Genomic DNA, 19,471 nt, shown 5'->3' with positions numbered 1-19,471 from the left:
CGCGGGCGACGCGGGCACCGGACTGCCCATGGAGCGCGATTCGGAGCGGGCGGACTGGTGGACCGCCGAGGCGCCCGCCGCCGACGGTACGCGGTACGGCTTCGCGCTCGACGGCGGGCCCGTACTGCCCGATCCGCGCTCCCGCCGCCAGCCGGACGGCCCCGACGGCCTGAGCGCCGTCGTCGACCAGTCGGCGTACGCCTGGCACACGCCGTGGCAGGGCCGCGATCTGCCCGGCGCGGTCCTGTACGAGCTGCACATCGGCACGTTCACCCGCGAGGGCACCTTCGACGCGGCGGCCGAACGGCTCGCTCCCCTGGCCGAACTGGGGATCACCCATGTCGAGCTGATGCCGGTGTGCCCGTTCCCCGGGACCCACGGGTGGGGGTACGAGGGCGTCTCGCTGTGGGCGGTGCACGAGCCGTACGGCGGGCCCGCGGGGCTCAAGCGCTTCGTGGACACCGCGCACGCTCTGGGTCTGGGCGTGGTGCTCGACGTGGTGCACAACCATCTCGGCCCCTCCGGCAACCATCTGCCGCGCTTCGGCCCGTACTTCACCGACACCCACCACACCCCGTGGGGGGCCGCCGTCAATCTGGACGCCCCGGGCTCGGACGAGGTGCGCGCGTATCTGCTGGGCAGCGCCCTGGCCTGGCTGCGGGACTTCCGGCTCGACGGGCTGCGGCTCGACGCCGTACACGCCCTCGCCGACCAGCGCGCGATGACCTTCCTCGAAGAGCTGTCGACGGCCGTCGACGCGCTCTCCGCGGAGCTGGGGCGGCCGCTCTTCCTGATCGCGGAGTCCGACCTCGGCGACCCGCGCACCACCACCCCGCGCGCGGCGGGGGGCCTCGGGCTGCACGCCCAGTGGAACGACGACTTCCATCACGCGCTGCACGCGGCGCTCACCGGTGAATCCCAGGGCTACTACGCCGACTTCGCGCGCGAGCCGCTCGCCGCGCTGGCCAAGACGCTCACCCGCGTCTTCTTCCACGACGGTACGTATTCGAGCTTCCGGGCCCGGACGCACGGCCGCCCCGTCGACCGCGCGCGAACGCCCGCGCACCGTTTCCTCGGCTACGCCCAGACCCATGACCAGATCGGCAACCGCGCGCTCGGCGACCGGCTCTCCGCCACCCTCTCCCCCGGACTGCTCGCCTGCGCCGCCACGCTCGTCCTGACGGGGCCGCACACCCCGATGCTCTTCATGGGCGAGGAGTGGGGCGCGACCACCCCTTGGCAGTTCTTCACCGACCATCCCGACCCGGTGCTCGCGGAGGCCGTACGGACCGGCAGGCGCCGGGAGTTCGCCGCGCACGGGTGGGCGGCGGAGGACATCCCCGACCCACAGGACCCGGCGACGCGGGAACGCTCCTGTCTGGACCGCTCCGAGGCCGGGAAGGAGCCGCACGCGCGCCTGCTGGCCTGGTACCGCGAGCTGATCGCCCTTCGGCGCACCCACCCGGACCTCTCCGATCCGGATCTGGCGGCGGTCCGGGTGGCGTACGACGAGGAGGCGCGCTGGCTGGCGTACCGGAGAGGGGACCTGCGGGTCGCGGTCAATCTCTCCGGCGAACCCGCGGAGATCCCGCTGCTCGGCGACGCGGGCCGGGTCCTGGCGTCCTGGCAGCCGACCGAACCGCCGGGCGCGAACGGCGTACTGCGACTGCCGCCGGAGTCGTGCGTGGTCCTGGCGGGCGGCTGACGCGGACCCGGACGCTGCGGCCGAGCGGCGCCTACTCGACGATCGCCATCTCACGAGGGGTGTTGTTGAGGCGCCGGCCGCCGTCCTCCGTGACCGTGACGATGTCCTCGATCCGCACCCCGAAGCGCCCCGGCAGATAGACACCGGGCTCGACCGAGAAGCACATGCCGGGGACCATCGGACGCTCCTCGCCCTCGATCATGTACGGCGGCTCATGGGTGGTGACCCCGATGCCGTGGCCGGTGCGGTGGATGAAGTACTCGCCGTACCCGGCCGCGGAGATGACCGCGCGGGCCGCCCGGTCGACGTCCTGGCAGGCGGCTCCCGGCCGTACGGCTTCGAACCCGGCCTGCTGCGCCTCGCGTACGAGATCGTGGACGCGCCGCTCCTCGGCGCCGGGCTCGCCGACATGGACGGTACGGGTGGTGTCGGAGCCGTAGCCGTACTTGAGCCCGCCGAAGTCGAGGACGACCATGTCGCCGTGGACGATGACGCGGTCATCGGCCTCATGGTGCGGATCGGCGCCGTTCGGGCCCGAGCCGACCACGGTGAAGTCGACCTGGGAATGGCCGTGTTCGAGGAGGAGCGCGGCGAGATCGGCGGCCACGTCCGTCTCCCGGCGCCCGGCGAAGCGGACCTTCAGGATCTCGCCGTACGCGGCGTCGGCCGCCGCGCCCGCCGCCGCGAGCCGGGTCAGCTCCCGCGCGTCCTTGACGGCGCGCAGCATCGGCAGCGCTTCGGTGAGCGCCACGTACGAGGTGCCGGGCAGCGCCTGTTGCAGCGCGAGCAGATGCATCGCCCAGGCGTTGTCGCTGACGCCGAACCGCCCGGCGGGGTCGAGCAGCGGGGCCGTCACACCGTACGGATCCTTGCCGTCGGTCCAGTCGCGCAGGGTGAGCGCCGGGGCGCCGGGGGCCCGTGCCGCGTCAGGCGCCTCCAGCGTGGGCACCACGAGCACCGGGTCCTGGCCCGCCGCGACGACGAGCATCGTGAGCCGCTCGGTGTCGGCGGTCGGCCGGTACCCGGTGAGATACGTCAGATCCGGGCCCGGCGCGATCAGTACACCCGCCAGCCCGGCCTCGGCGGCGGACTCGGCCGCGCGGGCCATCCTGGCGCGGTAGTCGTCGGCGGTGAAGGGCGGGGGCGGGGCGGTGGTGGGCATAGGTGCTCCTTCTCGATCGCTCGCGGACCGGGAGGCCTCTCGCGGACCGGGAGGCCATCACGGCAGGAGATCATTCACGGCCAGGAGGTCGTCCACGGCCGGAGGTGTTCCGTGACCGGAGGTGTTCCGTGACGGGACGGCTTCCCCGACTGGATGTCTTCCTCAGATGTCGTCCGGCGACTCCTGGCGGGCCAGCCGTTCCAGCAGCTCGTGGAAGTCGTCGCCGACGACGATCCGCAGCCCCTCGCCGTCCCTGGCACTCAGCTGCGTGAGCGTGCCGGCGCGCCACCAGTAGACATACGGGCTGACCGCCCCCGGGGCGTCCTCGTACCCGGAGGCGGCGAACGCGGTCATGGCGTTGAGGGTCGGGATGATGGAGGTGTCGTGGATGACATGGAAGGCGAGCTGGTGTCTGAAGGGCATCGCGACCAGCGCGCCGTCCGGCGGGACCGGCCGGCCGGTGACCTTCGGTACGACCGTGTCCAGGGCCAGCACCCGGCTGGCTGTGTAGAACGAGTCGCCGAGGAGCACCTCGAAGCGCATCCCGTCGGAGTCCTTGACGGTCTCGTGCCCCTCGATCGGCAGCTCCTGGAGATTGCTCAGGGCCCGGTCACGGAGGTGCTGGAGCCGGCCGAGCGGCTCCAGGGCCTCGTCGGTGAGCATCATGACGCTCTCGGGGAGGTCGAGGGCGAGCACTTCGTACAGCCCGGGGGCGACGGAGCGCGCGTAGCCGAAGGTCTGCGGATCGAGGCCGTCCTCACTGATCACCCGGGGGTAGAGCTGGGCCCGGATCTGCTCGGGCGGCAGGGTGTCCAGCGCGGACGGGGAGTCCATGGTGCGCAGCACCATCCCCGCGTGCCGCCGGGCCAGATCGCCCCAGACGCGGGGACCGCGCTCGTCGTGGTGGCAGACGGCGGCGAGATTGCCCAGACCGAACTGGCGGCCGGCGCTGTCGGTCACCTGGTCCGCGTAGAGCGTGACCTCAAGGCCGTGCTCGGCGAAGGCCTCCCGGACCTGGCTGCGGAACAGCGCGGCCTCGTCGACCGAGAAGAAGGAGAACGCGAGGTCCCGGGGCGTGTCGCGGCTGTCGCGCTTCGGTCCTCGTCGGAACAACCCCACACCATCGCCTCCTGCCCGGTCGTCCGGTGATCGCCCGTCCCGGTGATCGCCCAACCTCTGATGCTAGTCGGAGGGGGTGACAACATGGCGGGCCGCATCCCGCCATCCCTGCGCCCGCCCACTCTTGCTGGACACCGGTCATACGTATAACGTACGCCGTATGCCTTATATCGCCCTGGTCACCCTTGTCGTGGACGACTACGACAAGGCGCTCGCGTTCTATACGCGGGTGCTCGGCTTCGAGCTGATCGAGGACACCGAGCGGGGCGACGGCTCGCGCTGGGTCGTGGTCCGGCCGCGCGCGGTCGTCGGCGGCCGGGACAGCTCGGACGGATCGGGTGGCACGGGCGGATCGGGTGGCACGGCAAGCTCCGTGGGCCTGCTGCTGGCGCGCGCCAAGGACGACGCGGAGCGCGCCAGCATCGGCGTGCAGACCGGCGGCCGGGTCGGCTTCTTCCTCCACACCGACGACTTCACCCGCGACCACGCGCGGATGCGGGCCGCCGGGGTCCGCTTCCTGGAGGAGCCGCGCCATGAGCCGTACGGCTCGGTCGCCGTCTTCGAGGACCTCTACGGCAACCGCTGGGACCTGCTCCAGCCCGCCTGAGCCCCAGGGCCTCTTGTATGGATCACGCCGGGACCCGCGCAGCAGCGGCCGGGCGAACTCCCCGTCGGCATCCGACAGTTGATGTCGACGTATCACCCGACCATGACCCACCAGTCAAGATCATTTGAAGATACCGCCCAGCCGGGGCCAGGTTGAACCGATCATCACACAATCCCCTGGAAAGGGGCATGAATCGGTATGCCCGTCGCCTCACAAGCCCCGGCCCATGTTCCGACTCACGTCCCGGACCAAGGCCGTGCCGCCCGGCTGGTGGGGCGCGCCCCCGCCGGGGTGCGGCCGTATCTGGAGTTACTGCGGCTGGACCGGCCGGTGGGGGCCTGGCTGCTGGTGGTCCCCGGATGGATCGCCCTGGGAGCGATCGCCGGGCCACGGGACGGGGCCCTGCTCGGGCTGCTGCTCCTGGTGTACGGGGTGCTGTCGAGAGGGGCCGCCTCCGGGCTCAACGACGTGCTGGACGCCCGGTTCGACGCACAGGTGCCGCGTACGGCGGGGCGGCCCGTCGCCTCCGGGCGGCTGTCGGCCGGGCGGGCACTGGTGCTGTCCGTCGTGGTCGGTGCCGCCGCTCCGCTGGTGATGGGGTTCTGGAGTGTCGAGGCCGTGGTGTGGGCGGCGGCCGGCGCGCCCCTCGCGGCGGTGTATCCGTATATGAAGCGGGTCACCCACTGGCCGCATGTGTGGCTGGGGATCACCATCAACTGGACGGTGCCGCTGGTCTACGGCCTGCTCACCGGAGGCCTCGGGCTCGGGGGCGCGGTGCTGTACGGGGCGCTGATCTGCTGGGCCGTGGGGACGGACGTGATCTACGCCTGCCAGGACCGGGAGGCCGATGTGCGGGCCGGGGTGCGGTCGGCCGCCGTGCTGCTGGGGCGCCATACCCGGGTGCTGGTGGGCGGCGTGTACGCGGGGTGTGTGGTGCTGCTCGCCTGGTTCGGGGTGGTGGCCGGGCTCGGACCGCTGTACTGGCCCGGACTGTGCGTGGTCGCGGGGCAGTTGGGATGGCAGGTATGGCGGGCCGACCCCGCGGACGTCGGAGCCTGCGGGCGGGCGTTCGGCACCAACCCCCTGTGCGGGCTGCTCATCCTCGTGGCCGTGCTCGCCGGGCGGGTCGGTACCCTCGGCTGAGGGACACATGGACCCTGGAGGTGCTGGTGGGACTGCGGGAACGGATCGCGGCGGAACTCACGGCGACCACGCACGGCGGGGATCTCAAGCTGGAGCGGTACGCGGGGCCGCCCGGTGATCCCGGGCTGTTCGGGATCGCGCCGGAGAGCCCGGTGTGGCGGGTGCACGGGCATGCCACCGGGATGCTCACCGGCGGGTTCGCCGCGCTCATGCTCCAGTCGCTGCATCCGCTGGCCATGGCGGGGGTCGACCAGCACTCCGACTTCCGCGCCGATCCGGTCGGGCGGCTGAACGGAACCGTACGGTTCATCACCGCGACCACCTTCGGCTCCTCGGCCGCCGCCCGCGAGGTGATCGACCTCGTCCGGCGGATCCACACCCGGGTGCACGGCACCGCCCCCGACGGCCGGCCGTACCGCGCGGACGACCCCGACCTGCTCACCTGGGTGCACACCGCCGAGGTGCGCAGCTTCCTCGCCGGCCACCAGACCTACGCACCCCGGCCGCTCCGGCTGACCCCCGCCGAGTGCGACGCCTACTACGGCCAAACCGCCCCCATGGCCGAGGCGTTGGGCGCGCGGAACGTACCGCGCACGTCCCTCGAAGCAGAGAACTACCTGGCCCGCCTCCGCCCCCAACTCCACGCCACCCCGGCCGCGTTGGACTCGGTACGGTTCCTCCGCCGGTTCGGACGCACACGACGGGAGCGGCTGGTCGTGGGCTTGCTCACGAACGCCTCGGTCGGACTCCTCCCCGACTGGGCCCGCGCCGGACTCGGCATCCACCGACCGGCCCCCGTCCGCACCGGCTGGGACCGGCCCCTGGCGACGGCCGTCGGACGCACCCTCCAGTGGGGCCTCGGGCCCTCCCGGATCCAGGCCGCCGCGCGGGGGCGGCTGGCGGGGGCGCGGCGGGGGTGACGCCGAGATCGTCGAGGCGTCCGGCAGCAGCGCGCTTCATGCCTGTGCGCCCGCCCTCCGGACGGACGGCACGGAGGCTTGAAGACAGGACCTAGGACGGGGACTTGCGCAGCAGCCATAAGCCCAGTCCGGACCCCACCACTCCAAGCCCGGCCACGACGCTCAGCGCGATCTCCGTCCCGCCGTCGTCCACCAGGAAGTTCAAGTACACGTTGGCCAGCAGGCAAACGATGAGCACGATCCAGAGCAGGGCTTTCATGGGGATTCCTTCACCTTCCAGGACGCTTTCCTCAGCACGTTCACTCTGCCGTACCGAGCCCGCCCGCGCAGGAGGGCAGCCCCCCGAACCGGGGGTTCAGCACACCCCCCGAACACGGGTGTGATTCCCTGACTCCGCCCCTGCGGGAGCGGGGGTCTGTGCGCGCCGCCCGTCGCCGGACGGTACCTTCGTGCTGCCGAACTCGACGCCGCCCGAGCCGGGTTGACGGCCGGGGCACGCAAGGAACGAAGGGGGCCGGCGCATGAGCCTGGCGCAGCTGCACTACACCTCGGCCCCGCAGGGACCGGACGGACCGGGCGGGCCTGGCCGACCTGGCGGACCGGACGGGCCTGGCTCCCGGTTCACCGCGGTCACCCCGGGCATACCGGGGTCGCTGCTCAAGGAGGCCGAGCCGCTGCTCGGATACGAGTCGCCGCGCGATGCCCCCACGCACCCCGGCGTCGCCGAACTCGCCGCGTTCCCGCAGGCGTTCAGCCACAGCCTGCTCTCCGACGGTACGCGTCTGCTCGCCCGCGCGGTGCGTACGGGCGCGAACGGCGGCGGCCCGGCCGGCTCCCACACCCACGCCGTGCTGCTGCCCGGGGACGCCGGGCTGCCCGGCGGAGGGCTGCCCATCTCCGCCTGGAACTCGTCGCGGTGGGCCTCCGCCGCACCGGCGGACGGGTTCCCCGCGCAGTTGGAGGCGCTTCCCCCGTCGGGCCTTCTCGGCCGGGAGGCACTGGTCGGATTCGCCGCCTCGCGCGGCCCCTGGCTCCCCGGATTCCTGGCCAGTCTGCGCGAGCTGACCGACGAGGCCCCCGGGCGGCAGGACACGGGGCGGGCGGCGCGGATCGTCCTCGTGGAACGGGACAGCGCCGACGTGGCCCTGTGGATCGCGCTGGCCTGCGCCGTACTGCCGCGCGATCGCGCCGACCTGCTGACGTTCACCACCTATACGCGCCGGCCGCGCGACGCCCGGCAGCGGATCGTCGGCGTACTGCCCGGGGACGCGCCGGAGCCGGACGGGCGCGACCACGGCTGCCGGGTGCACGACTGCACCGCCCCCGTCCCCCCGGAGCACGCGCCGACGCCGGACGTCTGGGCCGGTGTCGCGGCGCGCGTCTGGCTGGGCCGGGCGCCCGAGCTGTTCACGGAGGCGGCGGCGCTGCCGGGCGGGGTGTTCGCCCCCGGCGCGCTGGCCGTCGTGGCGCTCTGCGCGGATCTCGCGCCCGGTCCCGACGGCCGTACGGCGGCGGCCGACTGGGCGCGGACGCACGCACGGGCCCTGGGCGACGCCCGGCTGCGCCGGCTCGTCGAGGCGTTCCAGGCGGGTGCCGAGGACCGTACGGCGGCCGAATTCGCCGCGCTGACACGGCTGTTCACGGCGCTCCCCGACGATCTCGGGCAGCGCCTGGCCGCCGGGCTCGCTCCCGAGCTGCGCGCGGGCGTCGCGGACCACGGCCCCGGGATCGCCCGGCCGGTGGAGCTGCTGCGGGTCGCCGATGTGCTCGGGGTGGACTGTACGGATCTGCTGCCGGGTCTCGCCCAGCGGCTGGCCCGCTCCCTGCTCGCGGAACCGGAGGCCGCCGACACCCCGGACCTGCTCACCGTCCTGGAGGAGCATTTCGAACTGCGTACCGCGCTGCTCAGCGCCCTGGACGCGCTGGCCGCCGAGGATCCGCCCGCCGCCGTCCGGCTGCTCGGCCGTACGGCCCTGGTTCTCTCGGGGGTCCAGGCGCTGCCGCATCTGCGGATGTGCGCCGGCGCGCCCTGGGCACCGGCCGGCGGGGGCGGCGACGGACTCGCCGCGCTGCATGCCGCGCTGCGCGCCTGCGGGGTCTCGCCGTTCACGGATCCGCTGGTGCTGCGTACGGCCGTACAGCTGGTGTGGGACGGCGGCGCGCCGGCCCCGGGCGAGGCACGGCGGGTGCTGAGCGAGACGGGTTCGGACGCGCACCGCGCCGCGGGCACCTGGCGCACGCTGGTCCGGGCCGCGCTCGACAGCCCCGCGGACTCCGCCACCGCCACCGCCACCGCCACCGGCGTCGAGGACGCGGACGCCGCCGCGCTCGCCCACGATCTGCTGCGCTGCTTCCCCGACGAGCTGGAGCCCCGCGTACGGGGCGCCCTGCTGCTCCTGGAGTTCGCCGGCGAGATCGGCGCGGGCCGGGCCGGACCGCCGTGGACGGAACGGGTGCTGGCGCTGCGCGCCGAGGCCGAGCCGGTGGAACCGGCCGTCCTGGCCCGGGTGTTCGGAACCCTCACGCGCCGCCTCCTCTCCGAGGAGCGTCCTGAGGGTGAGCTGTACGCCCTGATCCACTGCGGCGAGCCCCAGCTGCTCACCGCGTACACGACCGCCGCCCAGGAGGAGCGGGTGCGCGACCGGCTCCGTACCGCGCCGGCCTACACCGCCGACTGCTTCATCGCGTGGAGCTCCCTGCCCGGCGCGAACCGGGCATGGGACTCGGCACGTACCTCACTGCTCGACAAGGTGCTGCGGCCGGCCGTGCGCGCGCTCTCCGACGAGGACACCGCCTCCGTCGAGCGGAGCCTGGAGCGGGCGGGGCTTCACCGGGCGGAGGAGTTCAGGGCCTGGAACCGCCCGGGGGCCCTCAGCCGGCTGAGCCGCCGCTTCGGCGGCCTCGGACGAGCCCGTTAGGGCCTGTCTTCACCACAGCGCCCCGTCCGACCCGAGGGCGGCGGTTGTGCCGCCCTCGGGGCCCGTGCGGTATCAGCGGCGGGTCTCGATCTTCAGGTCCCCCGCGGTCACCTTGCGGACGTGGTCACTGGCGAGCATGTCGTGCGGGAAGCCGAGTCCCGTCGCGCTGGCCTCGTCGAGGCGGGCCAGCTGGGCGGCGGTGAAGTCGACATCCAGGGCGCCCAGGTTGTCCTCCAGCTGCGCGGGGGTGCGGGCGCCGATGATCGGTGCCGTCACGCCCGGCCGCCGCAGGGCCCAGGCCAGCCCGACCTGGGCGGGTGTGCGGCCCAGCTCCGTGGCGGCCTCCTTCACGACATCGGCGATGGCGAGGTTGCGTTCGGTGACCGTGCCCAGGGCGCGGTTGAAGCTCTTGCGGTTGCTGTCGTCGGACGCGAGGTCCGTCGCGGTCAGGTCGTCGCGGCTGTACTTGCCGGTGAGCACCCCGCCGGCCAGGGGTGAGTACGGGATCACCCCCAGTCCCATCTCGCGTGCCATGGGGATCAGGTCACGTTCCCCGGTGCGCTCGATCAGGCTGTATTCGATCTGCAGCGCGACCAGCGGCGACCAGCCGCGCAGGTCGGCGATCGTCTGCATGCGCGACACCTGCCAGGCCGGGGTGTTGCAGATCGCCACGTACAAGATCTTCCCCTGCCGGACCAGATCGTCCATGCCGCGCAGGATCTCCTCGACCGGTGTCGTGAAATCCCACACGTGCAGGTAGAGCAGATCGATGTAGTCCGTGTCGAGCTGTCGCAGACTCGCTTCCACCGAAGCGAACAGGCTCTTGCGGTGGCTGCCCCCGGAATTCGGGTCGCCGGGGCTGCGCAGCGTCGTGTATTTCGTCGCCAGCACCAGGCTTTCGCGCCGGCCGCGGGTGAATTCGCCCAGCAGGCGCTCGGAGCTGCCCTTGGTGTAGGTGTTGGCGGTGTCGATGAAGTTGCCGCCTCGCCCGACGTAGAGGTCGAACAGCTTGCGCGCCTCGTCCCGCTCGGCGCCCCAGCCCCAATCGGTGCCGAACGTCGCCGCGCCCAGCGCCAGCGGTGAGACCCGCAGCCCGGAGCGGCCCAGCAGCCGGTAGGTGTCGAGGGTGAGGGACATGATGTCTCCTGTTCTCGTGATCCGTTGTCGAGAACAAGGCTGCGACCGCCGCGATCCATGGGTAAGGGAAAGAGGTTCCTGGGAACGCCAGTCCTACCCTGGCTGTTGGAACGACCATGACGACCCACACCGTGGACACCACACAGGAACTGGCCGCGTTCCTGCGGATCCGGCGCGAACGGCTGGACCCGCGCGATCTCGGTCTGCCGTCGCGTCGGCAGGCCCGGCGGACCCCGGGACTGCGCCGCGAGGAGGTCGCCGAACTGGCCGGGGTCAGCGTCGACTACATCGTGCGGCTGGAGCAGGGTCGGGGACTGCGGCCCTCGGCGGACGTGGTGGAGGCGCTGGCCAGGGCGCTGCGCCTGTCCCCCGTCGAACGCGCCTACCTCTTCGACCTGGCCCAGCAGCGCCCCCGCAGCGCCGACAGGCCCGCCACCACCGCGGCGCCGCCGCTGGCCCGGCTGGTCACCGACCTGTCACCGCTGCCGGCCATGCTGATGAACCACCGGTACGACATCCTGGCCTGGAACCACGAAATGACGAGGCTGCTCCTGGATTTCGACACCCTGCCCCCGGCGCAGCGCAATTCGATGTGGCTGTGCCTGATGCATCCGGAGACACGCGAGTTCTACGTCGACCGGGAACGCGTCGTGCGGGAGGGGGTCGCTCACCTGCGCGCCGCGTGGGCCGCGCATCCGGAGGATCGGGCGCTGACCGACCGCATCGCCGAATTCATCACTCATGACGAGGAGTTCGCGCGACTGTGGGCAGAGCGGGACATCAAGGCCAACGGCCGCGGACACAAGGTGATGCGGCGCCCTGACGTCGGTGTGATCGCGCTGCACTTCGAAGTGCTCGTGCCGCTTCAGGATCAAGATCACCGGTTGGTGATCTTCCGTGCCGCGGACGACGAGAGCCAGTCGGCACTGGACCGGTTGTGCACCCGGTGATCCGGACGGCCCCGCCTGCGGACGGCGGCCTCGGACGGCCCCGGCCCGGCAGGGCCTGACGGAGCCGTCCACACCGTGCCTCGGACGCGTCAGCTCTCGTCAGGGGCCAGCCGCAGCGAGATGCTGTTGATGCAGTACCGCTGGTCCGTCGGGGTCGGATACCCCTCGCCCTCGAAGACATGGCCGAGGTGCGAGCCGCAGCGCGCGCAGCGGACCTCGACCCGGACCATGCCGTGGGAGCGGTCCTCGATCAGCTCGACCGCGTCCGTGTCCTTCGGGTCGTAGAAGGACGGCCAGCCGCAGTGCGACTCGAACTTCGTGTCGGACCGGAAGAGATCGGCGCCGCACGCGCGGCAGGAGTAGACGCCGGTCGTCTTGGTGTCCGTGTATTCGCCGGTGAAGGCGGGCTCGGTGCCGGCCTTGCGGAGTACCTGGTACTCCGCGTCGGTCAGCTCCGCGCGCCACTGCTCGTCCGGCTTGTCGATGTCGTACGGCATGCGCTCTCCTCAGTCGGTCGGACGGGCCCGGCCGCCCCGGCGGGTCAGTCCCCGAGCCGGGCCAGGATGTCAGGACCGAGGTCCGTGACATCGCCGGCGCCCATGGTGAGAACGAGATCACCGGGGCGCGCCATTCCCGCGACCGCCTCCGGGACGGCTCCCTTGTCGTGGACGGCCGTGACGTCGGCGCCCGCCTTCCCGGCCGCGTCGACGATCAGGGCGCTGGTGACACCGGGCAGCGGGTCCTCGCGGGCCGGGTAGATGTCCAGCACCAGCGAGGCGTCGGCGAGGGCCAGGGCCTGGCCCATCTCCGTGGCCAGCTCCTGCGTACGGGAGAACAGATGCGGCTGGAACACCACCAGCAGCCGGGAGCCGGGAGCCGCGGCGGCCCGCATCGCCTCCAGGTCGGCGGTCATCTCGGTGGGGTGGTGCGCGTACGAGTCGATCACCTGCACGCCCGCCGCCTCGCCCTTGAGCTGGAGCCGGCGCTTGACCCCGGTGTACGCGCCGAGGGCCGAGGCCAGATTGTGCGCCGGAATACCGAGGGCGATCCCGGCGGCGAGGGCGGCGACCGCGTTGTGCGCGTAGTGCCGGCCGGGCACCGAGACGGTGAAGGTCAGGAAGCGGCCGTCGAGCAGGACGGTGACCTCGCTGGTCAGACCGCGTGCGGTGACCTTGTGGACGCGTACATCGGCGCCCTCGGCCTCCCCGTAGGTGACGACCTTGAACGGGCCGGAACCCCGGACCCGGGAGGCCAGCTCGACAGCGCCCGGCTGGTCGGCGGCGATCACCAGCGTGCCACCGGGGACGATCTTGCCGGTGAACGCCTCGAACGACTCGTAGATCTCGTCCATCGACGCGTAGTTCGCGTGGTGGTCCAGTTCGACATTGAGGACGATCGCGACCTCGGGGTCGTACTTCTGGAAGCTGCGGTCGCTCTCGTCCGCCTCGGCGACGAAGATCCCGCCCTCGCCGTGCCGGGCGTTCGTGCCGGGCCCCGCGAGGTCGCCGCCGATGGCGTACGACGGGTCGAGACCCAGTTCCGTGAGGGCGACGGCCAGCATGGAGGTCGTGGTGGTCTTGCCGTGGGTGCCCGCGACGGCGATCGCGCGCAGCCCGCCCATCAGCGAGGCCAGCGCGTCGGAGCGGTGCACGACGGGTACGGAGAGCTCGGCGGCCCGTGCCAGCTCGGGGTTGTCGGCCCGGATCGCGCTGGAGACGACCACGCACGAGGCGTCGTCCGCGAGGTGCTCCGCGGCATGGCCGATATGCACGGTGGCCCCCAGCGCCCGCAGCGCCTCGGCGGTCTCCGACTCCTTCGCGTCACTGCCCGCGACCTTGGCGCCGCGCTGGGCGAGGATCTTGGCGATACCCGACATTCCGGCGCCGCCGATACCGATGAAGTGCGGCCGTTCCATGGCGGCGGGGATACCGGGTGCCGGTGCCATACGTGTTCTCTCCCAAGGTGCGGGCGGGGTACAGCGTGCAGCTGTAGGGAACCCCAGCTTATTCGCTGTGCGCGAAGAGTTTGAGCACCGGTACGCCGACCTTGTGGCGCGCCCGCGACGCCCAGTCCCGGTGGAAGAACTCCTCCACGTAGTGCGGCTCGGTGAGCACGATCACCTCATCGGCCCCGGACTCGTCCACGACCTCCTTGAGCCGGTCGAGCGGATGTTCCTCCACGACCTGGCCGGAGGCGGCGGACCCCTGGGCGCGCAGCGCCGCCAGTGAGTGTTCGAGAGCGAGTTCGGCGGGCCGTCTCGCTTCCTTGCCCTCCAGCACCTCGTCCTCCCTGGTCGCGTCCCGCAGTTCGCCGATCGCGATGTCGTCGATGGCGCGCAGCAGCAGATCCGCCTGGTCGCCGCGCGGCTGCATGAGCACCACGAACGAGATCTCCTCGTCGCCGTGGAGGGTGGTGACGAACTCCACGTCCTCCCGCGACAGGGGCTTCTCGATCATCAATACGCTTGTGAACACGACAGGCGCCCTTCTTCTTCCAGGGCCGTGCGGCCCACTGCTGAAACCATCCTTCCCCGTGCCCGCACGGGGTCTGTGCAGTAAGTCTGCCCAGCGGAAGCTAACCGGAACGACAAATTCCGCTGATTGTCAGACACGCGGATCCCGGGTGGATCAGGCGCGCCGGTACCGGCTGAAGAGGAACCCGTCCTGCTCCAGCAGCGACGCCAGCGCGAACCGTTCGGGCACGGCGGGAGCCGGCCCGCCCGCGATGCGCTGCGCGTACCCCGAAGTGAGCATCGGAGACACGGTCAGACAGAGTTCGTCCAGCACCCCCGCCGCCACGAACTGTCCGAGGAGCCGCGGTCCGCCCTCGGTGAGCAGCCGGAACAGTCCGCGATCCGCCAGGGCGCGCACGACCCGCTCCGGGTCGGCTCCCGGGCCGTCCCCGGCGATCACCACCTCCACGCCGGCCTTCTCCGCGGCGAGGATCCGCTCCTGAGGCGCCGCGGCGCCGGTCAGGACGAGCGTCGGGACGAGGGGGGCGGCGAACAGCGGCAGCGTGAAGTCCAGCTCCAGACTCGCGCTGACCACGGCGATCGCCGGCGCGGGCGCCTGACCGGCCGCCGCCCGGCGCGCGGCGAAGGCCGCACGGGCGCGAGCGGGCCGGTAGCCCTCAAGGCGAACCGTTTCCGCACCCACCACCACCGCGTCGGCGAGCGCCCGGAGGGTGCCGAAGACACGCATGTCGGCGGGTGAGGAGATGGACTGCGAACGGCCTTCGTGGTGGGCGGCGCCGTCCAGCGTCGACACCATGTTGGCGCGCAGCCAGGGCCGTGCGCCGCCACCCGTGCCTGTGCCGGTGCTCGTGCCGGTCTCGGCGCCCCTGCCGGTGCCTGCGCCAGTGCCTGCGGCTGTGCCTGTGCCTGCGGTGCGGGGGTACGCGTAGGCGTCCGCCAGCTCGTCGAGCGTCCAGTCACGGTCCGCGCCGGGATCCACCCCGGAACCAGCCCCGGAATCCGCTCCGGAATCGGCTCCGGAACCAGCGGCGGAGTGTGTCTGATCGGTCACAGGGAACAGGCGTCGCATGCGAAGCAGTCTGGCATGGCGCATAGAGTTACGAACTGTGTCGTCCTCCACCACGGCGTCCGGCCGTCAGTCGATAACCGAAGCGGCCCCGCTCTCCCTCTGCGCACGTGAGCCACATGTCCCCGCCGACCGGCTGGTCGCGGAGATGGTGCCCCCGCCGCGCTTCGACTCCGTACGCTTCGACACGTACGTACCCGACCCCCAGCAGCCGAGTCAGACCGAGGCGGTCTCGGTCCTGAGCGCGTTCGCGGCGGGGCTCGGCGGAGCGCATCCGGCCGGCGGCGGCCACGGCAAGCGGCGCTGGTTCGCCAGAAAGCCCGTGGCGCCCACCGGTCCGCGCGGTGTCTATCTGGACGGCGGCTACGGCGTCGGCAAGACCCATCTGCTCGCGTCGCTCTGGCACGCCACTCCGGCCGCTCCTGAGCAGAAAGCTTTCGGCACGTTCGTGGAGCTGACGAACCTGGTCGGCGCGCTGGGTTTCCAGGAGACCGTGCGGACGCTCAGCGGCCACCGGCTGCTCTGCATCGACGAATTCGAACTGGACGACCCGGGCGACACCGTCCTGGTCTCCACCCTGCTCGGCAAGCTGGTCGACGCGGGCGTGGCACTGGCCGCGACCTCGAACACCCTGCCGGGCAAGCTCGGCGAGGGCCGGTTCGCCGCCGCCGACTTCCTCCGCGAGATCCAGGGCCTGTCCGCGCGCTTCCGTCCGCTGCGCATCGACGGTGAGGACTACCGGCACCGCGGACTGCCCGCGGCGCCCGTCCCGTACTCCGACGGCCAGGTGACCCGGGCCGCGTACGCGACCGAGGGCGCCAGCCTCGACGACTTCCCCGGGCTGCTCGAACATCTCTCCCGGGTCCATCCGAGCCGGTACGGAGCGCTCACGGACGGGGTGCGGGCCGTCTGCCTCACGGGGGTCGCGCCGGTGCCCGACCAGTCGACCGCGCTGCGCCTGGTCGTCCTCGCGGACCGGCTGTACGACCGGGAGGTGCCCGTGCTCGCCTCCGGGCTCCCCTTCGACCGGCTGTTCAGTGAAGAGATGCTGAACGGCGGCTACCGGAAGAAATACTTCCGGGCGATCTCGCGGCTGACGGCCCTGGCCCGGGACGCGAAGGGACTGGTCGCCCAGTAGGTTCGGGGGCGTAACTCCGCAGCGTCGCAAGGCCGTACGCGCCGTGGCGGCGTGACAACCCGACGCCGCGACACCTCGGCGCCGCAACACCGCGCGTCATCGCGTCTGCTGTACTCACACCCGTATCACCACGACCAAGCAGAAGGGTTCCACCATGGCCACCACGCGCCAGGCGCACACGGTCTGGGAGGGCAACCTCCTCCAGGGCACGGGCACCGTCACCTTCGACTCCTCCGGCATCGCCGACCAGGAGGTCTCCTGGCCCTCCCGCGCGGAGGCGGCGAACGGCAAGACCAGCCCGGAGGAGCTGATCGCGGCGGCCCACTCCAGCTGCTTCTCGATGGCGCTCTCCAACGGTCTGACGAAGGGCGGCACGCCGCCGACCAGGCTGACCACCCAGGCCGATGTCACCTTCCAGCCCGGCACCGGCATCACGGGCATCCACCTCACCGTTCAGGGCGAGGTCCCGGGTATCGACGCGGCGGACTTCGAGAAGGCCGCCGAGGACGCCAAGGCGAACTGCCCGGTCAGCCAGGCGCTCACCGGCACGACCATCACGCTGAGCGCGTCGCTGGCCTGACGCGACACCTGAGGCGAGGGCGTGTTGCGAACGTCCCGTCCGCCCGCGCCGCGGGCGGACGGCGCCACATTCGCAACACGCCCTCGCCGTGACCCGCGTGGTTCACGTGTCACACCACACGTGCTACACACATGCGGGTCACGTTTCCTGTCCGCCAACAGGGAGTTGCCTCATGTCCGCGACACGACGTCAGATCCTCGCCCGCACCGGCGCCACCGCCGTGGGTATCACCTTCAGCGGAGCGCTCTCCGAGCTCTTCTCCGGCACCCCCGCCGCCGCCCAGGGACTCGGCCGCCGCGGCTACGGGCCGCTGGTCACCGACCCGGACGGCCTGCTCGATCTTCCCCGGGGATTCCGCTACAAGGTCCTCTCCAGGGAGGGCGATCCGCTGCGCTCCGGCGAGGGCGGGGTCCCCAGCAACCACGACGGCATGGCCGCCCTCCCGGGCCGCCGGGGCCGCGTGCGTCTGGTCCGCAACCACGAGAACCGCGCCACCGCCGCGATCCCCGTTCCCGCCGTGCCCGGCCTCACCTACGACCCGATGGGCAAGGGCGGTTGTACGGCGCTGGAGCTGGACGGCCGCAACAACGTCCTCGATGAACGCGTCGCCCTCGCCGGAACCGCCGTCAACTGCGCGGGCGGCCCCACCCCCTGGGGTACCTGGCTCACCTGTGAGGAGACCGAGGACAGAGCCGGAACCAACGGCTACACCAAGGACCACGGCTTCATCTTCGAGGTCGACGGCGCCGATCCGCGCCGCACCGGCGCCGTACCGCTGACCGCCATGGGCCGCTTCCAGCACGAGGCGATCGCGATCGATCCCGGCACGGGCATCGTCTACGAGACGGAGGACGCCTTCGAGCGGCCGTTCGGGCTCTTCTACCGCTTCCTGCCCCAAAAGCCGCACGGCGGGACCGGATCGCTGCGCGCGGGCGGCGACCTGGAGGCCATGCGGGTGCCCGGGGTGCCCGACCTGTCGGCCGTCCAGGAACCGGGCACCTCCTTCGACCGGGTGGAATGGGTCCCCGTACCCGACCCGCTGGCGCGCGAGACCCCCATCCGGCTCCAGGACTTCGGGCCCAGGGGCATCACCCACGCGCAGAAGCTGGAGGGCTGCTACTGGGGCGAGCACGCGGTCTACTTCGTATCGAGCTTCGCGCGCAGCGCGGAGGGCTCGGCCGCGGACCACTACGGGCAGGTGTGGAAGTACGAGCCGAAGAGGCGCCGGCTCACGCTGGTGATCGTCTTCGGCCCCGACACGGACATCCAGCTGCCCGGCGAGTCCCCCGACAACATCTGCCTCGCGCCGAGCGGCGGCCTGATGGTGTCCGAGGACGGCGGAGGCGCCCAGCATGTGTTCGGCGTGACCCGCCGGGGCGAGGTGTACGCGCTGGCCAGAGGCGCCCAGAACATCGGCACCGCGGAGGAGCCCGAGTGGGGCGAGTTCGCGGGCGTCACCTTCTCGCCGGACGGCGCGACGATGTACGTGAACTGCTATACGCCGGGGACGACCTTCGCGGTGACCGGCCCCTGGCAGGAGTAGCCGGGAGCAGCCCTCCCCGGCGGCGTCAGCGGTCGCAGAACGCCCCGATCCGACGCACCCTCTAAGGAGCCTGAGGAGCCGACCTAAGGGGTGCGCAGTGGCCAAGAAGGACAAGAAGGACAAGACAGCCGGGAAGCGGCAACAGCCGCCACCGGCGCTCCGTGAGCTGCTGCGCATCCCCGAGGGCGAGCCCGTCGACCTCTCCTCGTACGACTCCCGGGCCACCCCGGGCGGCCCGGCGGACAAGGCGGCGGCGCTCGCCGCCGTCCCTCCGCTGGCGCAGCGTCTGGCAGGTCTCCAGGAGCGGCTGTACGCGGCCAGCACGGCGGGCGGCCGGCACCGCGTACTGCTGATCCTCCAGGGCATGGACACCAGCGGCAAGGGCGGCACGATCAAACATGTGATCGGCCATTTCAACCCGGCGGGCTGCCGGATCAGGGCCTTCAAGACCCCGACCCCGGAGGAGCGCAGCCACCCCTTCCTGTGGCGCGTCAGACGGGCCCTCCCCGAGCCGGGCGAGCTCGGGATCTTCGACCGTTCGCAGTACGAGGACGTCCTGATCGCCCGCGTACGGGAACTGGTCCCCCGCCGCGATCTGGGCCGCCGCTACGGCCAGATCAACCGCTTCGAACAGAGCCTCGCCGACAACGGCGTGACGATCGTGAAGGTCTTCCTCCACCTCGGCCGCGACGAGCAGCACGACCGCCTCCTGGCCCGGCTGGACAACCCGGACAAGCACTGGAAGTTCAGCCCGTCCGACATCGAGGACCGCGCCCTGTGGCCCGCCTACCAGGAGGCCTACGAACTGGCCCTGCACCGCTGCTCGACGGCGGCAGCCCCCTGGTACCTGGTCCCGGCGGACCGCAAGTGGTACCGCAACTGGGCGATCAGCACGCTGCTGCTCGAACACCTGGAGGCGCTGGACCCGGAGTATCCGGAGGCCGGCTTCGACGTCGAGGAGAGCCGCCGGCAGCTGCTGGCGACGGGCTGATCCCGGGCGCCACCCTGAT

18 protein-coding genes are annotated in these 19,471 nt (G+C 72.2%); 10 read left to right on the top strand and 8 right to left on the bottom strand.

The genetic code is table 11. From position 1 onward, the window contains the following. Nucleotides 1-28: 28 nt before the first annotated feature. Nucleotides 29-1,705, top strand: coding sequence for a malto-oligosyltrehalose trehalohydrolase (gene treZ, locus CU044_RS13915; RefSeq protein ID WP_129768942.1), 1,677 nt, complete (start codon nucleotides 29-31; stop codon nucleotides 1,703-1,705). Nucleotides 1,706-1,736: 31 nt separating this feature from the next. Here treZ and CU044_RS13910 read toward each other — a convergent pair whose 3' ends face one another. Together CU044_RS13910 and CU044_RS13905 are read right to left on the bottom strand one after the other, a co-directional pair. Next, entirely contained in the window at nucleotides 1,737-2,867 is a 1,131-nt protein-coding gene (locus CU044_RS13910) for an aminopeptidase P family protein (protein ID WP_129768871.1), read from the bottom strand. 162 nt (nucleotides 2,868-3,029) lie between these two features. Beyond that, nucleotides 3,030-3,986, bottom strand: a complete 957-nt coding sequence (locus tag CU044_RS13905; protein ID WP_129768870.1) for a hypothetical protein — start codon at nucleotides 3,984-3,986, stop codon at nucleotides 3,030-3,032. A 160-nt stretch (nucleotides 3,987-4,146) separates the two neighbouring features. Between CU044_RS13905 and CU044_RS13900 the strand changes: the two genes are divergently transcribed. The 3 genes from CU044_RS13900 to CU044_RS13890 all read left to right on the top strand — a co-directional run bounded on the left by CU044_RS13900 (nucleotide 4,147) and on the right by CU044_RS13890 (nucleotide 6,656). Next, nucleotides 4,147-4,593 (top strand): VOC family protein, encoded by a 447-nt coding sequence (locus tag CU044_RS13900; RefSeq protein ID WP_129768869.1) that lies wholly within the window; start codon nucleotides 4,147-4,149, stop codon nucleotides 4,591-4,593. Between the two features lie 198 nt (nucleotides 4,594-4,791). Beyond that, nucleotides 4,792-5,736 carry a 4-hydroxybenzoate octaprenyltransferase gene (locus CU044_RS13895; RefSeq protein WP_129768868.1) on the top strand — a complete coding sequence of 315 codons (945 nt, stop codon included), beginning with the start codon at nucleotides 4,792-4,794 and terminating at the stop codon, nucleotides 5,734-5,736. A gap of 26 nt (nucleotides 5,737-5,762) precedes the next feature. Then, nucleotides 5,763-6,656: an oxygenase MpaB family protein gene (locus CU044_RS13890; RefSeq protein WP_240045572.1), complete on the top strand. Its 894-nt coding sequence runs from the start codon at nucleotides 5,763-5,765 to the stop codon at nucleotides 6,654-6,656. Nucleotides 6,657-6,747: 91 nt separating this feature from the next. Here the strand turns inward: CU044_RS13890 and CU044_RS38570 are convergent, their stop codons facing one another. Then, on the bottom strand, nucleotides 6,748-6,915 hold the full coding sequence (locus CU044_RS38570) for a hypothetical protein (protein ID WP_165371888.1): 168 nt from the start codon (nucleotides 6,913-6,915) through the stop codon (nucleotides 6,748-6,750). Between the two features lie 262 nt (nucleotides 6,916-7,177). On the opposite strand from CU044_RS38570, the gene CU044_RS13885 reads away from it, so the two are divergent. Continuing rightward, on the top strand, nucleotides 7,178-9,574 hold the full coding sequence (locus tag CU044_RS13885; RefSeq protein ID WP_129768866.1) for a GTPase-associated protein 1-related protein: 2,397 nt from the start codon (nucleotides 7,178-7,180) through the stop codon (nucleotides 9,572-9,574). A 72-nt stretch (nucleotides 9,575-9,646) separates the two neighbouring features. Here CU044_RS13885 and CU044_RS13880 read toward each other — a convergent pair whose 3' ends face one another. Next, a complete protein-coding gene (locus CU044_RS13880) occupies nucleotides 9,647-10,711 on the bottom strand; it encodes an aldo/keto reductase (protein ID WP_129768865.1) in 1,065 nt (354 codons plus the stop codon). Nucleotides 10,712-10,827: 116 nt separating this feature from the next. Between CU044_RS13880 and CU044_RS13875 the strand changes: the two genes are divergently transcribed. Then, nucleotides 10,828-11,661 carry a helix-turn-helix transcriptional regulator gene (locus tag CU044_RS13875; RefSeq protein WP_129768864.1) on the top strand — a complete coding sequence of 278 codons (834 nt, stop codon included), beginning with the start codon at nucleotides 10,828-10,830 and terminating at the stop codon, nucleotides 11,659-11,661. 89 nt (nucleotides 11,662-11,750) lie between these two features. Here the strand turns inward: CU044_RS13875 and msrB are convergent, their stop codons facing one another. From msrB to CU044_RS13855, 4 genes are all read right to left on the bottom strand, one after another. Beyond that, entirely contained in the window at nucleotides 11,751-12,158 is a 408-nt protein-coding gene (msrB, locus tag CU044_RS13870) for a peptide-methionine (R)-S-oxide reductase MsrB (protein WP_030350719.1), read from the bottom strand. Nucleotides 12,159-12,202: 44 nt separating this feature from the next. Beyond that, on the bottom strand, nucleotides 12,203-13,606 hold the full coding sequence (gene murC / locus CU044_RS13865; protein ID WP_129768863.1) for a UDP-N-acetylmuramate--L-alanine ligase: 1,404 nt from the start codon (nucleotides 13,604-13,606) through the stop codon (nucleotides 12,203-12,205). A gap of 58 nt (nucleotides 13,607-13,664) precedes the next feature. Beyond that, the gene (locus tag CU044_RS13860; protein ID WP_129768862.1) at nucleotides 13,665-14,135 is read right to left on the bottom strand and encodes an indole-3-glycerol phosphate synthase; all 471 of its coding nucleotides are present in this window, start codon (nucleotides 14,133-14,135) and stop codon (nucleotides 13,665-13,667) included. A gap of 153 nt (nucleotides 14,136-14,288) precedes the next feature. Continuing rightward, nucleotides 14,289-15,203, bottom strand: coding sequence for a pyrimidine reductase family protein (locus tag CU044_RS13855; protein ID WP_193563967.1), 915 nt, complete (start codon nucleotides 15,201-15,203; stop codon nucleotides 14,289-14,291). A 37-nt stretch (nucleotides 15,204-15,240) separates the two neighbouring features. Here CU044_RS13855 and zapE point away from each other — a divergent pair, with 37 nt between their 5' ends. The 4 genes from zapE to CU044_RS13835 all read left to right on the top strand — a co-directional run bounded on the left by zapE (nucleotide 15,241) and on the right by CU044_RS13835 (nucleotide 19,452). Next, a complete protein-coding gene (gene zapE / locus CU044_RS13850) occupies nucleotides 15,241-16,338 on the top strand; it encodes a cell division protein ZapE (RefSeq protein WP_129768860.1) in 1,098 nt (365 codons plus the stop codon). 154 nt (nucleotides 16,339-16,492) lie between these two features. Continuing rightward, nucleotides 16,493-16,918, top strand: a complete 426-nt coding sequence (locus CU044_RS13845; protein ID WP_129768859.1) for an OsmC family protein — start codon at nucleotides 16,493-16,495, stop codon at nucleotides 16,916-16,918. 172 nt (nucleotides 16,919-17,090) lie between these two features. Then, nucleotides 17,091-18,461 carry an alkaline phosphatase PhoX gene (locus tag CU044_RS13840; protein ID WP_129768858.1) on the top strand — a complete coding sequence of 457 codons (1,371 nt, stop codon included), beginning with the start codon at nucleotides 17,091-17,093 and terminating at the stop codon, nucleotides 18,459-18,461. Nucleotides 18,462-18,558: 97 nt separating this feature from the next. Continuing rightward, nucleotides 18,559-19,452 (top strand): PPK2 family polyphosphate kinase, encoded by an 894-nt coding sequence (locus CU044_RS13835; RefSeq protein ID WP_129768857.1) that lies wholly within the window; start codon nucleotides 18,559-18,561, stop codon nucleotides 19,450-19,452. The last annotated feature ends 19 nt before the right edge of the window (nucleotides 19,453-19,471 follow it).

It is taken from the genome of Streptomyces sp. L-9-10 (assembly GCF_004151105.1).
Classification (GTDB): Bacteria; Actinomycetota; Actinomycetes; order Streptomycetales; family Streptomycetaceae; genus Streptomyces.
Note: the sequence above shows the minus strand (reverse complement) of the source record. Positions and strands in the feature narration are given on the sequence as shown.

Bases quoted from the DNA above. Each gene is read 5' to 3' on its own strand.
- CU044_RS13845 (WP_129768859.1), top strand. From the start codon at position 16,493: ATGGCCACCACGCGCCAGGCGCACACGGTCTGGGAGGGCAACCTCCTC.
- CU044_RS13885 (WP_129768866.1), top strand. From the start codon at position 7,178: ATGAGCCTGGCGCAGCTGCACTACACCTCGGCCCCGCAGGGACCGGAC.
- CU044_RS13900 (WP_129768869.1), top strand. From the start codon at position 4,147: ATGCCTTATATCGCCCTGGTCACCCTTGTCGTGGACGACTACGACAAG.
- CU044_RS13875 (WP_129768864.1), top strand. From the start codon at position 10,828: ATGACGACCCACACCGTGGACACCACACAGGAACTGGCCGCGTTCCTG.
- CU044_RS13910 (WP_129768871.1), bottom strand. From the start codon at position 2,867: ATGCCCACCACCGCCCCGCCCCCGCCCTTCACCGCCGACGACTACCGC.
- CU044_RS38570 (WP_165371888.1), bottom strand. From the start codon at position 6,915: ATGAAAGCCCTGCTCTGGATCGTGCTCATCGTTTGCCTGCTGGCCAAC.
- CU044_RS13895 (WP_129768868.1), top strand. From the start codon at position 4,792: ATGCCCGTCGCCTCACAAGCCCCGGCCCATGTTCCGACTCACGTCCCG.
- CU044_RS13840 (WP_129768858.1), top strand. From the start codon at position 17,091: ATGTCCGCGACACGACGTCAGATCCTCGCCCGCACCGGCGCCACCGCC.
- CU044_RS13880 (WP_129768865.1), bottom strand. From the start codon at position 10,711: ATGTCCCTCACCCTCGACACCTACCGGCTGCTGGGCCGCTCCGGGCTG.
- CU044_RS13855 (WP_193563967.1), bottom strand. From the start codon at position 15,203: ATGCGACGCCTGTTCCCTGTGACCGATCAGACACACTCCGCCGCTGGT.
- msrB (WP_030350719.1), bottom strand. From the start codon at position 12,158: ATGCCGTACGACATCGACAAGCCGGACGAGCAGTGGCGCGCGGAGCTG.
- treZ (WP_129768942.1), top strand. From the start codon at position 29: ATGGAGCGCGATTCGGAGCGGGCGGACTGGTGGACCGCCGAGGCGCCC.
- murC (WP_129768863.1), bottom strand. From the start codon at position 13,606: ATGGCACCGGCACCCGGTATCCCCGCCGCCATGGAACGGCCGCACTTC.